This window comes from Stenotrophomonas sp. GD03654 (genome assembly GCF_029845105.1).
In the GTDB taxonomy this organism is placed as follows: Bacteria; Pseudomonadota; Gammaproteobacteria; order Xanthomonadales; family Xanthomonadaceae; genus Stenotrophomonas; species Stenotrophomonas africana.
The window spans coordinates 137,170-152,225 of sequence record NZ_JAOCLC010000003.1 but is presented as its reverse complement, the minus strand read 5'-3'; the positions used below and the strand labels follow the sequence as shown (position 1 = coordinate 152,225).

General features: G+C 65.2%; 12 protein-coding genes. 4 read left to right on the top strand and 8 right to left on the bottom strand.

The genetic code is table 11. The annotated features are described in order from the left end of the window. The 4 genes from N5J73_RS02530 to potA all read right to left on the bottom strand — a co-directional run. Nucleotides 1-1,323: NAD-dependent succinate-semialdehyde dehydrogenase (locus tag N5J73_RS02530; protein ID WP_279940475.1), on the bottom strand; the 1,323-nt coding region annotated here is incomplete at its 3' end. An 83-nt stretch (nt 1,324-1,406) separates the two neighbouring features. After that, entirely contained in the window at nt 1,407-2,249 is an 843-nt protein-coding gene (locus N5J73_RS02525) for an ABC transporter permease subunit (protein ID WP_049446450.1), read from the bottom strand. Then, nucleotides 2,246-3,178, bottom strand: coding sequence for an ABC transporter permease subunit (locus N5J73_RS02520; RefSeq protein WP_049446448.1), 933 nt, complete (start codon nt 3,176-3,178; stop codon nt 2,246-2,248). The genes N5J73_RS02525 and N5J73_RS02520 overlap by 4 nt, the downstream gene beginning before the upstream one ends. Continuing rightward, on the bottom strand, nt 3,175-4,311 hold the full coding sequence (gene potA / locus N5J73_RS02515; protein ID WP_049446446.1) for a polyamine ABC transporter ATP-binding protein: 1,137 nt from the start codon (nt 4,309-4,311) through the stop codon (nt 3,175-3,177). The genes N5J73_RS02520 and potA overlap by 4 nt, the downstream gene beginning before the upstream one ends. A gap of 275 nt (nt 4,312-4,586) precedes the next feature. Between potA and N5J73_RS02510 the strand changes: the two genes are divergently transcribed. Then, nucleotides 4,587-5,987: an NAD(P)-binding domain-containing protein gene (locus N5J73_RS02510; protein ID WP_164078525.1), complete on the top strand. Its 1,401-nt coding sequence runs from the start codon at nt 4,587-4,589 to the stop codon at nt 5,985-5,987. A gap of 39 nt (nt 5,988-6,026) precedes the next feature. Here N5J73_RS02510 and N5J73_RS02505 read toward each other — a convergent pair whose 3' ends face one another. The 3 genes from N5J73_RS02505 to N5J73_RS02495 all read right to left on the bottom strand — a co-directional run bounded on the left by N5J73_RS02505 (nt 6,027) and on the right by N5J73_RS02495 (nt 9,383). Further along, complete coding sequence (locus N5J73_RS02505) at nt 6,027-7,136, bottom strand: polyamine ABC transporter substrate-binding protein (protein ID WP_004151739.1); 1,110 nt, start codon at nt 7,134-7,136, stop codon at nt 6,027-6,029. A 91-nt stretch (nt 7,137-7,227) separates the two neighbouring features. Then, nucleotides 7,228-8,625, bottom strand: a complete 1,398-nt coding sequence (locus tag N5J73_RS02500; protein ID WP_049446442.1) for a glutamine synthetase family protein — start codon at nt 8,623-8,625, stop codon at nt 7,228-7,230. After that, nucleotides 8,622-9,383, bottom strand: coding sequence for a gamma-glutamyl-gamma-aminobutyrate hydrolase family protein (locus N5J73_RS02495; RefSeq protein WP_049446441.1), 762 nt, complete (start codon nt 9,381-9,383; stop codon nt 8,622-8,624). Before N5J73_RS02495 ends, N5J73_RS02500 begins: the two co-directional genes overlap by 4 nt. 161 nt (nt 9,384-9,544) lie before the next feature. Here N5J73_RS02495 and N5J73_RS02490 point away from each other — a divergent pair, with 161 nt between their 5' ends. Together N5J73_RS02490 and N5J73_RS02485 are read left to right on the top strand one after the other, a co-directional pair. Then, on the top strand, nt 9,545-10,822 hold the full coding sequence (locus tag N5J73_RS02490) for an FAD-binding oxidoreductase (protein ID WP_049446439.1): 1,278 nt from the start codon (nt 9,545-9,547) through the stop codon (nt 10,820-10,822). 202 nt (nt 10,823-11,024) lie between these two features. Continuing rightward, nucleotides 11,025-12,629, top strand: coding sequence for an MASE1 domain-containing protein (locus N5J73_RS02485; RefSeq protein ID WP_170935767.1), 1,605 nt, complete (start codon nt 11,025-11,027; stop codon nt 12,627-12,629). A 117-nt stretch (nt 12,630-12,746) separates the two neighbouring features. On the opposite strand, the gene N5J73_RS02480 is transcribed toward N5J73_RS02485, so the two are convergent. Further along, nucleotides 12,747-13,193, bottom strand: a complete 447-nt coding sequence (locus N5J73_RS02480; protein ID WP_049446438.1) for a hypothetical protein — start codon at nt 13,191-13,193, stop codon at nt 12,747-12,749. A 248-nt stretch (nt 13,194-13,441) separates the two neighbouring features. Between N5J73_RS02480 and N5J73_RS02475 the strand changes: the two genes are divergently transcribed. Continuing rightward, the gene (locus N5J73_RS02475) at nt 13,442-14,995 is read left to right on the top strand and encodes an MASE1 domain-containing protein (protein ID WP_049446436.1); all 1,554 of its coding nucleotides are present in this window, start codon (nt 13,442-13,444) and stop codon (nt 14,993-14,995) included. Nucleotides 14,996-15,056: the final 61 nt, after the last annotated feature.

The following is a 15,056-nucleotide window of genomic DNA, read 5'->3' as shown; positions in this document are numbered from 1 at the left end:
GCCATGGTCGGCCAGCTCCCGGCCGAAACCGGACTGCTTGCTGCCGCCGAAGGGCAGTCGCGCATCGCTCTTGACGATGGCGTTGACGAACGCGGCGCCGCATTCCATGCGCTGGGCGAAACGCTCACCGCGAACCGGGTCGCGCGTCCACACGCTGCCGCCCAGGCCGAAGCGGGTGTCGTTGGCCACGCGCAGTGCCTCGGCCTCATCAGCAACCCGGATCACCGCAGCCACCGGGCCAAACAGTTCCTCGTCATACGCCGGCATGCCCGGACCGACCTGATCGAGCACCGTGGCCGGATAGCCGGCATGCGTGCCCGCAATCGGCTCACCACCCACCAGCACCCGTGCGCCCTTGGCCACGCTGGCCTGCACCTGCTTGTGCAGTTCGTCGCGCAGGTCGGCACGGGCCATCGGCGCCAGCGTGGTACCGCGCTCGTCGGGATCACCGTACTGGCGCTCGGCCGCGGCTTCAACGAAGCGGCGGGTGAATTCATCGGCCACCGCATCGACCACAATGAAGCGCTTGGCCGCAATGCAGGTCTGCCCGCTGTTGTCGAAGCGCGACTTCACCGCCGCCGCCACGGTCTTGTCGAGATCGGCGTCATCAAGCACCACGAAGGCATCGCTGCCACCCAGCTCCATCACCGACTTCTTCAGCTGGCTGCCGGCATTGGAGGCGATCGAGCGCCCTGCCCGCTCGCTGCCGGTCAGTGTCACCGCCTTAACCCGTGCGTCGCGCAGCACCTCGGCCGCCTGGTCATTGTCGATGTGCAGCACGTCGAACACGCCATCAGGCAGGCCTCCGTCACGACACACCGCAAGGATCAGGTCAGCGCACTGCGGCACGTTGCTGGCGTGCTTGAGCAGGGCGACGTTGCCAGCCATGAACGCCGGGGCCAGGAAACGGAACACCTGCCAGATCGGGAAATTCCATGGCATCACCGCGAACACGCAGCCGATCGGCTCGTAGCGCACGTAACTGCGCTGGGCCTCGGTATCGATCAGCTGCGGCTTGAGATAGTCGGCCGCGTGGTCGGCGTAGTACTCGCAGGCGGCAGCGCACTTGTCGACCTCGGCCAGCGCCTCGGCCTTGAGCTTGCCCATCTCGTGCGTCATCGCCTGCTGCAGGTCGTCGCGACGCGTGCGCAGCTGCGCGGCGATCTGGCGAAGGACGGCGCCGCGATCCTGCAGCGAGCGATCGGCCCAGCCGGGGAAGGCATCGGCGGCGGCCTGCAGGCGCTGCTCGATGTCAGCAGCGCCCATCAGTTCATGGCGGTAGGTCACCTGGCCGGTGGCCGGGTCGATGATCTCGACGGTCATGGGGGATCTCCATCTGGAAGACCCCCATTGTGCGCCGCTGTCCGTGAGCCGGGTGTTGCCGGCGCTGTCGACAGGCCGTGTACTCAGCCGTTGTCCTGCCGCGCCAGCTGCAGGTCGCGCTGGCGCCGCTTCTCGGCGCGGGCGTTGATGTACCAGCCGATCACCGCAGCGATCGACACCGCCGACACCAGCAACGTGGCCAACGCGTTGATCTTCGGACTGATGCCCATGCGCACCGAGGCGAACACCTTCATCGGCAGCGTGGTCGAGCCCGGCGTGGCGACGAAGCTGGCCACCACCACGTCATCCAGCGACAGAGTGAACGCCAGCAGCCAGCCCGCCACCAGCGCCGGCGCAATGATCGGCAGGGTGATGCGGCCGAACACGGTCAACCGGCTGGCACCCAGATCCATCGCCGCTTCCTCCAGGGACAGGTCCATTTCCTGCAGGCGCGAAGACACCACCACGGTGACAAAGCACAGGGTGAAGGTGACGTGGGCGATCCAGATGGTGGCCAGGCCGCGCGCCGGGAACCCGGGAATCGCGCCCATCGAAGCCAGCAGCGCCATCAGCGAGAAGCCCAGGATCACATCCGGCATCACCAGCGGCGCGGTCACCAGCGCGCCGAACAGCGGCTTACCGCGGAAGCGCTTGAAGCGGGTCATCACCATCGCCGCCAACGTGCCCAGCACGGTGGCCGTGCAGGCAGTCCAGAACGCCACCACCAGGCTGGTCCACATCGCATCCATCAGCGCGCGGTCGGCGAACAGGTCACTGTAGGCACGGGTGGAGAACCCGGCCCAGACCATCGCCAGCCGCGAGCTGTTGAACGAGTAGAACATCAGCAGCAGGATCGGCAGGTACAGGAAGGCGAAGCCGAGCAGCAGCACACCCAGCCCCAGGCCCCTTGCGCTACGCGGGCTCATGCCTGTTTCCCTTCCAGCAGGCGCTGCTGGGAACGGTTGAACAGCAGGATCGGCACCAGCAGCAACAGGATCATCGCCACCGCCATCGCCGAGGCGCCCGGCCAGTTGCGGTTGTTGAAGAACTCGTTCCACAGCTGGCGGCCCACCATCAGCGTTTCCGAGCCACCCAGCATTTCCGGGATCACGAATTCGCCGATCGCCGGAATCATCACCAGCATGCAGCCGGCGATGATGCCGGCCTTCGACAGCGGCAGGGTAATGCGCAGGAACGCCTGCCACGGCTTCGCACCAAGGTCGTAGGCGGCTTCCAGCAGGCGGTGGTCATGCTTGACCAGGTTGGCGTACAGCGGCAGCACCATGAACGGCAGGTAGCAGTAGACGATGCCGATGTAGGCCGCGGTGGGCGTGTCGATCAGCTGCAGCTTGGGCAGGCCCATCGACGTCATCAGCGTCTGCAGGCCGGTGAACTGCAGGAACTGGTCGAGCAGGCCGTTGCGGTCTAGGATCGCCTTCCACGCATACACGCGGATCAGGAACGAGGTCCACGACGGCAGCACCACCAGCATCATCGCCACGTTGCGCGCGGCCGGTGACAGGCGGGCGATGGCATAGGCCATCGGGTAGCCGATCAGCAGCGTGAAGAAGGTGGAGATGGCCGCGATCCTGATCGAGCTCAGGAACGCCTGCGCATAGATCGAATCGCGGAACAACGCCAGGTAGTTTTCCAGGTTCAGCTTCAGCGAGAAGCCGCCGTCGGCGTACTGCAGCAGCCAGGTGTACGGCGGCGAGCCGACCCGGCTGAGCGAGAAGCTGATCATCAGCACGATCAGGAACGGCACCGCGAAGAACAGCAGCAGCCACAGATACGGAATGCCGATCACCGTGGCACGCAGCCCCGGCAGCCAGCGCTTCAGGCCGGCCGTGCTCATGAGGTCAGCACCACGCCGTCGTTGTCACGCCAGTGCACCCACACCTCGTCGCCCCAGGTCAGGCCATCGCTGGCCCAGCGCTGCGAGTTGGCGAAGTTGGCCAGCACTTTGGCGCCGCTGGGCAGGCGCACGTGGTAGACCGAATGGCTGCCGAAGTAGGCGATGTCCTCGATCACGCCCTGCGCCTTGTTGGTATGCCCTTCCGGCTCGTCCTTGCCGATCATCACCTTCTCGGGGCGCAGCGCGAACGCGACCGGCTGCCCTTCATACCCGGTGATGCCGTGCGCGATGTAGATCGGCGCCGGGAACAGCGGCGAGCGCACGGTCACGTATTCGGGCAGGTCCTCGTCGATCACCCCGTCGAACAGGTTGACCGAGCCGATGAACTCGGCAACGAAGCGGTTGGCCGGCTGCTCGTAGACCTCGTCCGGCTTGCCGACCTGCTGGATCCAGCCGGCATCCATCACCGCGATGCGGGTGGCCATGGTCATTGCTTCTTCCTGGTCGTGGGTGACCATCACGCAGGTCACGCCGGACGATTCGATGATGCTGACCAGTTCCAGCTGCATCTGCGAGCGCAGCTTCTTGTCCAGCGCGCCCATCGGCTCGTCCAGCAGCAGCAGCTTCGGCCCCTTGGCCAGCGACCGCGCCAGCGCCACGCGCTGCTGCTGGCCGCCGGACAGCTGGTGCGGCTTGCGCTTGCCCAGATGGCCCATCTGCACCAGGTCCAGCATTTCGCCGACGCGCTTGCTGATCGCGTCCTTGCCCAGGCCGTCCTGCTTCAGGCCGAAGGCGATGTTCTGTTCAACCGTCATGTGCGGGAACAGGGCATAGGACTGGAACATCATGTTGACCGGCCGCTGGTACGGCGGCAGCGCGTCCAGGCGCTGGCCATCAACGGTGATGCTGCCCTTGGTGGGCGTCTCGAAGCCGCCCAGGCAGCGCAGCAGGGTCGATTTGCCACTGCCGGAGCCACCGAGCAGGGCAAAGATCTCGCCCTTGCGCACGTCCAGATTGACGTCGTCGACGGCGACGAAACCGTCGAATTCCTTGCGCAGGTCACGAATGGAGAGATAGCCGGGCGCACCGGTCGTGTCGACGACGGCGGCTACCGGCTGGGCTTCAACGGGCATGGGGGCTCCGGGAGCGGGCGGTGGACAGCGGCCGCCATTCTAACGGCCGGGGGCCGCAGGGGATATGACGGGGGCAGGTGGAAGCGGCCGGTGGGCGGCCCCGGGGGCCCCGAGGGGGTGTCGGTTTTCCCCCGCCGTGGTGGCCTGTCCGCTCAAAGGCCCCGCCTCCCCTGGACCATCCTGCGGCCGTCCCGGCCAGGCGCCACGGGCGTTGGCCCGATCTACAACGTTTTTCAGAACCGGATCTGTTGAAGGCCTCGGCCATTGCCCGCGCAATGGCCCGGATCAAAGCCTTGCATGGACCCACACTGGTGATTTCTCCGGACAGCTCCTCCCCCTTCCCGCCCCGCCTGCCGGGCGCCCTGCCTGCAAGGCTGCCGCTGGTCATCATCGGCGCCGGCCAGGCCGGGTTGTCCCTCAGTGCGCTCCTGCAGGAGGCCGGCGTCGAGCATCGCGTGCTGGAGGCCGAAACCGTGGGTGCCAGCTGGCAGCGGCGCTGGGAGTCGTTCCAGACCAACACTGCCAACGCGACGATGGCCCTGCACGGTCATGCCTATGCCGGCGATGATCCGGAAGGCTTCATGGGGGCCCCGGAGGTGATCCGGCGGCTCCGCGACTATGCCGACGAGCGCGCGTTGCCGATCAGCGAGGGGTGCGTGGTGCGCCGGGTCGCGCCTGAGTCCGGCGGTTATGCCATCGACAGCAGCCAGGGGCTGGTCCACGCCCGCGCGGTGGTGGTCGCCACCGGTGAATATCGCCGCGCGCGGATGCCCCGGGTGCCCTTCGCGCCCGCGTCAGGCCTCACCGTGCTGCACTCGGGCGACTACCGCAGTGCCCGCCAGCTGCCCGATGGCGCCGTGCTGGTCATCGGCGGTGGGCAGTCCGGCGCGCAGATCGCCCAGGACCTGCGCGACAGCAGTCGCAGCGTGTACTGGTCACTGGCCCAGCGTCATTCGCATACCCGCCGGCTGCGCGGCAAGGACTCGATGACCTGGTGGGACATGGCCGGGCGCATCCACCAGCATGTGAGTGAAGCGGCCGCGGTACTGGCCGGAGAACCGGATGCGCTGCGCAAGGCCCGCACCGCGGAGTTCCCGCTGATTTCCGGCAAAGGACGTGCTGGCCTGGGCAGCTCGATCAGTCTGCTGGCGATGCACCGCGCTGGCATCAGGTTGCTGGGCCGGTTGCAGGAATTCAGTGGAAACATCGCCCGCTTCGCCGATGTCCGTCCGCAGCTGCGCACCGCGATCGAGGCGACACGGACCGAATATGCCTATCTCGATTCGCTGGTCAGCGCGTACTACGCCACGCGGCCCGAACCGCGCACCGACGATGCCCGCTACATTCCCGAAGAGGTCTACCTGCACTGGGAGCCGGAACCGTCTCCGTGCGAGCTGGATCTGCAGGCCGCAGGCATCCGCTCGGTGGTGCTGGCCACCGGCTTCGTCGCCGAATGGCCGTGGCTGGACGTGCAGGGCGCGCTGGATGCACACGGTTATCCGCTCGGAGAGTTCGGCGTTTCACCGCAGCCAGGGTTGTTCTTCATCGGCATGCACAACCTGCAGCGGATGAGTTCATCGTTCCTGTGCAACGGCGGCCGCGATGCACGCGACCTGCTGCCGGCCATCCTGCGGCACCTTGGCCAGGGCGGCGATACCGGCCCCGGCCAAGGGTGAAGCGTTCCGCCGGGCAAGGCCCGGCGGCGCCGGACCGGCTCAGCGGCCGGTCTTCACCTCGGTCCACAGCCGGGTGTAGAGCTTGTCGGTCTCCGGCGTGTTGATCGAATAGGTGAACATCTTCTCGGCCACGTCGGCCGGCGGGTAGATGGTCGGATCGGTCCGGATCGCCTCATCCACCAGCGGGGTCGCGGTCGGCACCGGGTTGGCGTAGTGGATGAAGTTGGTGTTGGCCGCGGCAACCTTCGGCTGCAGCAGGTAGTTGATGAACGCGTAAGCGGCTTCCGGATGCTTGGCATCCTTCGGGATCGCCAGCATGTCGAACCACTGCGGGGCGCCTTCCTTCGGGATCGAATAGGCCACGTGCACGCCATTGCTGGCTTCCTCGGCGCGGTCGCGGGCCTGGATGATGTCACCCGACCAGCCGACCACCAGGCAGGTACCACCGTTGGCCAGCGACCCCACGTACTGCGAGGAGTGGAAATTCTGCACGTACGGGCGGATCGACTTCAGCAGGTCGGCCGCCTTCTGCAGCTCGGCCGGGTCACCGCTGTGCGGGTCCAGACCCAGGTAATGCAGCGCGATCGGGATCATGTCGGCCGGCGTGTCCAGGATGGTCACGCCGCAGTCCTTCATCTTGCTGATGTTCTCCGGCTTGAACACCAGGTCCCAGCTGTTGGCGATATCGGTGCTGCCGCCAAAGCGCTGCTTCAGCATCTCCACGTTGTAGCCGATGCCGGTGGTGCCGATCATGTACGGCACGCCGTACTGGTTGCCCGGGTCCTGGGTGGCGATGCGCTTCATCACCGCCGGATCGAGATTGGCCAGGTTCGGAATCTTGCTCTTGTCCAGCGGCAGGAACACGCCGGCCTGGATCTGGCGGCCGAAGAAGTTCAGGGTCGGCACCACCACGTCGTAGCCGCTGTTGCCGGCCAGCAGCTTGGTCTCGACCATCTCATCACTGTCGAACACATCGTAGGTCACCTTGATGCCGCTCTCCTTCTCGAAGGTCGGGATGGTGTCCTCGGCGATGTAATCGCTGTAGTTGTAGACGTTCAGGACCTGGCTGTCCTGCGCGCCGCCGTTGCCACCGCTGCAGGCGGCGAGCATGGCAGAGGCCAGGCCGAGCGTGAGGATACGCAGCTTCATCGGGTGCTCCAGAATGCGGAAAGGGGGGCCAGCGGGGCCGGCAACGGGTGCCAGCCTACCCCCCGGCGGCGGATTTTTCTATTCCAGATGCTCAGACGTTCAGCAGCAGGAACTCACGCTCCCACGAGCTGATGACGCGGAAGAAGGTCTCGTATTCCTTGCGCTTGACCGAGATGTAGGCGCGGCAGAAGCGCTCGCCCAGCAGTGCCTGCAGCTCGCTGCACTGCTCCAGTCCGTCCAGCGCCTCGCCCAGCGAGCGCGGCAGGTTGTAGCCCAGTTCCTTGGCGCTGCCGGTCACCGGCGCGTCCGGTGCCAAGCGCTCGCGGATGCCCAGCAGGCCGCAGGCCAGGGTCGCCGCCATCGCCAGGTAGGGGTTGGCGTCGGACCCGGCGAAACGGCTTTCCACGCGCATGTTCTCCGGCGTGTCCAGCGGCACGCGCAGCCCGCAGGTGCGGTTGTCATAGCCCCAGTGCACGTTGCTCGGCGAAACCTCACCGAACACCAACCGCCGATAGGAGTTCACGTTCGGCGCGAAGAAGGCCATCGCCTGCGGCACGTACTTCTGCAGGCCGCCCAGGTAGTGGCCGAACACCGGGCTGAACTCGCCCTCGGCATGGGTCTCGCCGGCGAATACATTGCTGCCATCGCTCACCCGCACCAGGCTCTGGTGGATGTGCATGGCGCTGCCCGGCTCGTTCTCCATCGGCTTGGCCAGGAACGTGGCATACACCCCGTGGCGCATCGCCGCCTCGCGCATGGTGCGCTTGAACAGGAACACCTGGTCGGCCAGGTCCATCGCATCGGCATGGGTGAAGTTGACCTCCAGCTGCGCTGCGCCGGATTCGTGGATCAGCGTGTCCACGTCCAGCTTCATCGCATCGGCGTAGTCGTACATCAGGTCGAGGATCGGGTCGAATTCGTTGACCGCGTCGATCGAGTACGACTGCCGCGCGGTTTCCGGCCGCCCGGAGCGGCCGGCCGGTGGCAGCAGCGGGAAGTCCGGGTCGGTGTTCTTCTGTACCAGGAAGAACTCCAGCTCCGGCGCCACCACCGGGCGCAGGCCCAGCTCGGCGTAGGCTGCCAGCACGCGGCGCAGCACGTTGCGCGGCGCCAGCTCGTGTGGCTCACCGTTCTTGGTGTAGCAATCGTGGATGATCTGCGCGGTGGCGTCTGCTGCCCACGGCACCATGCGCACCGTGTCCGGATCGGGGCGCAGCATCATGTCCGAGTCCGAAGGCGAGGTGAGGTCGTAGTAATCGTCAGGGAACTCGCCGGTGACGGTGGTGGCGAAGATGCCTTCGGGCAGCCGCGTACCGTAATCATGCGAGAACTTGTCTGCGGGAATGATCTTGCCACGCGCGTTGCCGGTGATGTCCGGCACCAGGCACTCGACCTCGGTGATGCGCCGTTCCTTCAGCCAGCGCAGCAGGCTGCTTTCCTGCGGTGCGGGGGGCGTGGCCGTCTTGCGCGGGCGCGTTCGGGAACTCATCGGGAATCCAGTCGGTTCTGTTGGTGCTGCCGGCAAGCTTGGCCGAACGCACGGAAAATAGCGTGATAGAACGGCGCCTGCATGACACGCCACTCCGGGTGCCACTGTACGCCGAGCACGAAACCATGGTGCAGGCTGCGCGCCGCCTCGACCAGCCCATCATCTGCCACGGCCTCGACCTGCAGGCCCTGCGCGAGGCGGGCAATGCCCTGCCCGTGCACCGAATTGACCTGTGCGCGGTCACTGCCGTGCCACTGCGCCAGCCAGCCATCGGCGACCAGGGTAACCGCGTGGGCCGGCCCGTACTGCACCTCCACCGGCGCCTGTGGGTCTTCGCGATGGTCAGACAGGCCAGGCACCGCGTGTACCTGCGGATGCAGGCTGCCACCCAGCGTCACGTTCAGTTCCTGGAAGCCGCGGCAGATCGCCAGTACCGGCAGGTCCAGCGCCAGCGCCTCGCGCAGCAGCGCGAACGCATTGGCATCACGGGCCGGGTCATGCGGATTGCCCGGCCAGCTGCGGCCGCCCTCGTAATGCTGCGGTTCGATGTTGCTGACCGCGCCGGTCAACAGCAGGCCATCAAGCCCCTGCAGCCAGTCGCCAGCCGGCAAAGGAGGCTGCAGGCTCGGCAGTACCACCGGGGTCACTTCGGCGGCCTCGGCCAGCGCGCGCACGTACTTCTCGCCAGCCACCGCGAAACGGTGGTGGCCGAGCACGGTACTGTCGGTGGGCAGGCCCACCCAAGGCAGGCGGCGCATGGGAAAACTCCTTGGCGTGCGAACACGTTACCCGCCGGCCAACGAAGGCGGCAAGTCTTCGCCGTCACACCATGGCTGTCACGCATCGGCGAAACTACGCGGGTGAATGCTGATCGTTCTCCCCCGCCCCCCCCTCCCGCACTGCGCCCGCGAGGCCTGCAGTGAGCGCCGCCTTCCCGCCCAGCTGGTATGCCGCCAGCCTGCCCGAACCGGCCGCAATTCCTCCGCTGCAGGGTGAGGTTCAGGCCGATGTTGCAGTGCTTGGCGCGGGTTACACCGGGCTGACCGCAGCACTTGAACTGGCTACGCGTGGCCAGCGCGTGGTGGTACTGGACGCGCAGCGGATCGGTTGGGGCGCGTCCGGTCGCAATGGTGGCCAGGCGCTGGTCGGCTATGGCTGCGAGGTGGACGAACTGGAGCGTCAGCTCGGTCGTGATGATGCGCGCCACCTGTTCGACTGGTCACGCGACGCGGTGCAGGTAATGCGCACACGCATCGATCGCCACGGCATCGACTGCCATTGGGTGGAAGGCCACGCCAGCGTCGCGATCCGCGAACGCCATGAGCGCGACCTGCGGGCCAACTGCGAGCATCTGCAACGCCACTACGACTACCCCATGCAGTGGTGGGACCGTGATGCCCTGCGCGCACAGCTGGACAGCCCACGCTACCGCGCCGCGATGTTCGATCCGCTCAGCGCGCACCTGCAGCCCCTGGCCTATGCCCGCGGACTGGCCGATGCGGCGCGTGCGGCCGGCGTGGTGATCCACGAGAACTCCGCAGTGACCCGCGTGCAGCGCGGAACGCAGCCCACCCTGCATACCGCGCAGGGAAGCGTGCGCGCCGCGCATCTTGTGGTGGCTGGCAACGCCTGGCTGCAGGGCCTGCTACCCGAGCTGGAACGGCGGATCATGCCGGTCGGCACCTATATCGGCGCCAGCGCGCCGCTGGGTGCCGAGCGCGCCCGCGCCCTGATCGGCAACAACATGGCCGTGGCCGACACCGCCTGGGCACTGGACTACTTCCGTCTCAGCCACGACGACCGCCTGCTGTTTGGTGGCCGCGCCAGCTACTCGGCACTGCCCCCACCTGGCCTGCGCGGCGTGATGCAGCGGCGCATGCACCAGGTGTTCCCACAGCTGGCCGACGTGGCCCTGGAGCAGGTCTGGGGCGGTTATGTGGACATCACCCGTAACCGCGCCCCACATTGGGGCCGGCTGGACGGCAACCTGTACTTCGCACAAGGGTTCTCCGGCCATGGGGTGGCCGCCGCCGGGCTGGCCGGCGAGGTGATCGCCGCCGCCATTGCAGGCCAGAGCGAGCGCCTGGACGTGTTCCAGCGCCTGCGGCATGCCCCCTTCCCCGGCGGTCGGCTGCTGCGGATGCCGCTGCTGGTGGCGGCAATGTCGTGGTACAAGCTGCGGGATGCGTTGTGGTGAGCTGATCAGGGATCACACCAAGTCAGCTCCCTCGGAAACTGTGAAACCCGTCGCCACGGGAAATCATGTGATGATTTTCTCACTTGCCCGGCGCTGCGCTGAGGTGATTGCATAATCGAACGCGTGTCGATACCGTCGGTAAGAACCGGGTCCCGCGGCGAATGGATGCTGACAGGGAACGTACTGTGAAGGGGTAGTGCGATTGAACTGGTGGAATGAAGGCCTGCAGCTGAAGTTGCGCATCCATCCGGCAGGACTTGCCCTGGCTGTGCTGTATGCCATTGCCTGTTGGGCAACCCGCCAGTTGTCCCTTGATCAGTTCTATCTGCCCGCTGGTGTACGCGTGGCTGCGGTACTGCTCTGTCCTCCTCGGCTTTGGCCCTATCTCCTGCTGGGCGAGTACGCCTATTTCGCACAGATGCGAGTGCCGATGATCGAACGGTACGGGCTGACATGGGTCATTCTCGGCTCGGTCTTCCAGATGCCGGTTGTAATGACGATCGTCTATCTCCATCGCAATGTAATCTCGGCAGTAAAGAACGCTTGGCTCATCTCGATTGCTGCCTTCGCTGCAGTTTCCGTCACACTGATCAACCTGCTTCTGGCGAACTCCCTCTGGCCAACACCTCCCGCTTTTCCGCTGCTGACCGGAATCGTCCGCCTGGTAGTAGGTGACTTCATCGGCATACTCACGTTTGCGCCGCTTGTGCTGCTGTGGTCGCGAGGCAAGGCTGAAGTGCAGGTCCGAAAACGGGATATCGCACAGATGGCAGGAGCACTTGCGCTGATGGTCGTGTTCGGCCTTTGGGCTGCGGACGTACCTGCTGATGCAGTGACGACAAAAGTATCCCTGCAACTCCTCATGGCGCTTCCCGCCGTTCTTCTCACATGCGTGTATGGGTGGCGGGGCGCCGCTATCGGCGTGCCGACCCTGAACATGATTATCGGTCTGACAACACCCTCGTCTCACCCTGAGTCATTCGATCCTGCATCGTTCGCAACCCAGCAGATCATGGCCGTCACGGGCGCAGCACTGCTCATACTGGGCTCCCGGATCACTCACTACTATCACCGTTATCGACTGCGGGAGGTCGGCGAGAAAAATGCCATCAGACTTGCTCGGAGCTCCCATGTCGCCAGTGAGCTGGATCTCCGCGAACGCGCGTTGCATCTGCGGAAGCTTGGGGATGGCATAGATCATGCGCTTGACGAGGTTATCAACTGGCTTACTGCACAAGGCCATCATGCGATTGCGGAGAGCCTTGTACATGTGGCGTCGATTCATTCGCGCCAGTTCCGCGAGCAGACAAGCATGATTTATCCGACCGCCCTGGAGCAGCTCGGCCTTTATGTTGCCCTCCGAGCAGGTGGCGTTCGCGAAGCATGGGAAAAAACGGCTCGCGTAGCCAATCCGTCGTTGCTTGGCGACCCCTGTCAACTCAGTGTCGGACTGCAGCTTGCTGCCTACCGCACTGTGATAGATGCGGTGTCACTGCTGATCCAGGGTGAAACGGGACAGATCCACGTGCGCGCGCGTTGCGGACGGATGGGTTCGCATCGTGGAATCCTGATAGCGGTGACAATGCTGGATCAACATCAACGCCTTTCGGACACGACCGTCGCCGCCGCGATGGAAAGACTGGCCGGCAGGACGCTCGCCTACGGCGGCACACTGAAATGCAACCGAAATCGCATCGTGCTGGCAATGAAGGAAACGGGTACAGCCGCTCCTCTGGATGCTTTTTCATCAGATGCCCGGAACAGCCTTTCGGGACTCGAAGCGGGTCCCTCACGCGCTCAGGCTTGAACGACAAGGTCTACTGACTTCTGTCTCGATAGCGGGCATTCCCCCCCCTGAGCGTGACCGCAGAAACGTGCAAGCGGTTTTGATCGCTCGCACGCCTCAAGCCCTCCGGTCCGGGCGCTACGGTGTTTCGACAGACCAGATGTCGCCATCCGCGGTGGCATACCGCACCAGTACCACGTCCTGCGCACGATACACCTCGGAACGCTTTGCACTGGATGGGACAGTGAGTCGCTGACCGGGAAGCGAAACAAGTGCTGCGGACTTGCCGGCAGGCAATGCAAAGTACGCACCCGCGGCATTGCCGATGATCAGCTTCACCTGACCGGTCAGATCGTTGACCTGCAGGTAGACCATGCCATCGCGTTGGAAGGCATACACCTGCCAAGCGGGATCGGCGCTGATGTCTGCGGCAGCAGGGTTGGTTTCACCAAGGCCTGCCTTCGAAACTGCGGCACTTGCCAAGGGACTGCCGTGGTAGTCACCGCCCCCTTTATCACCCGCGAATACCGGAGCTGCGGCGAACAATGTTGCCCCGGCTACAACACCAACAAATATGGATCGCACAATGACCTCCTGGTCGGGATAAGAGCAGACAACCTCAAAACGATAGTAGCGTCTTCCCGCCACAACAAAGTGATTGACGGATAATCCGGACGATTTAGTTTCATTCGTGCACCCCTCTCCCCTTCCCCCCTGCCCGCACCATGTCATCTGCAGAAGAAGGAGGATGCTGATTGCGCCTGCGACGATCTAGTGGATAGTGTCCAGTAGCGGGCCAGCGGTAGCTGAGCGCGAGCAAAGGAGGCTTGTTTTTGGACCGATTCAAGAAGGCAATTGAACTGAGCTTCCGGATCCGGCCGGTCGGGATCACACTCGCGGCCGCCTATGCCTTGAGCTGCCTCGCCTCGCGCCAATTCTCGCTTGATCAGTTCTTCCTGCCCGCAGGCATCCGGGCAGCAGCACTGCTGATCGTCCCGCCCCGCTTGTGGCCCTACCTTTTGCTGGGGGAGTACGCATACTTCGCAACACTGCGCATCCCCATGATCGACAGCTATGGCTTGGCCTGGGTCATTCTGGCCTCGACGCTTCTGATGCCGATGGCGATGCTGGTAGTCCACCTTCACCTCAGGAGAATGCCGTCCGACGCAGCCACCGGCCTCTGGCTGCTGTCGTTGTCGATCTGCACGGCACTGTTCGTCCCGGCTCTCAACCTGAGCATTTCATATGTCCTCTGGTCGAATCCTCCGCCGAGCAACCTGCTGGACGCGGTCGACCGAACGATCTTTGGTCACTTCGCGGCCATCATTACCCTGCTCCCACTGGCCTTCCTTTGGGCGCAGCGGCACGTGGATCCCAGTTGGAGCACTCGCTTTGTCGCGCCTACAGCTGCGGCGATCCTGGCGATGCTGATACTGGGGTTGGGCATGCAACTGACGGACAGCAGCGCCCATACCACCCGCACACATCTTGTCCTTCTGTCGGCCCTGCCTGCCATCGCCCTGACCTTCATGCATGGCTGGCGCGGCGCGGCCATCGCAATTCCGCTGTTGAATCTCCCACTCCACGGCGCTACGCCCAGCACCGGCCTGCCCTCCTCTTTCGACCTCGGTACGTTCGCCACCCAACAGAACATGGCTGTGATCAGCGTCGCGTTGCTCGCACTCGGATCCAGCATCAGCTATCACCATCAACGCGCGCGGGCCCGTTGGCAGGCTGAACGGAACGCCCTGCGCCTGGCACGCAGCTCCCACCAGACCAGCGAGCGCGAGCTGCGTGAACGGGCCGCCCATCTGAAGCATCTGGGCGAGGGCATGGACAGTTCGCTCAGCGAGATGGTCAGCTGGCTGAAGGCTCAGGGCCATCATGCCGTGGCGAACAGCCTGCAACACGCGTCATCCGTGCACTCACGCCTGTTCCGCGAGCAGGCCAGCATGGTCTACCCCACCGGACTGGAGCAGGTCGGGTTGTACATCGCCCTGCACGCAGGCGGCGCATGCGAGATCTGGAACAACACGCATCGCGTCATTCCGCCCAGGCTGGCGGGGAACCCCTGCCTGCTGTCCGTGGATCTGCAACTGGCCATCTACCGCTCCTTGATCGAGGCGGTGTCACTGCTGCTGGAGCTGGAGACCGGGCAGGTCTGCGTGCGTGCCCGAAGTGGCCGGGCGGGCGGACGTCGCGGCATCGTTGCTGTCGTGAGCCTGCTCGACCGTGGTTGCACGCTGTCGGCACGCACCACCGACCAGGCCGTCGAGCGCCTGGCCGGTCGAATGCTTGCCTACGGCGGTACAGTTCACTGCCGGGGCAACCGGCTGCGACTGGTCCTGCATGAATCGATCACCCACGCGGCGCCCGCGGCGGCCTGACACGGAATCTGGCGCGGCGCGCAACGTTCACCGCTAAAGTTACACCCGAAACCGCCGCTAT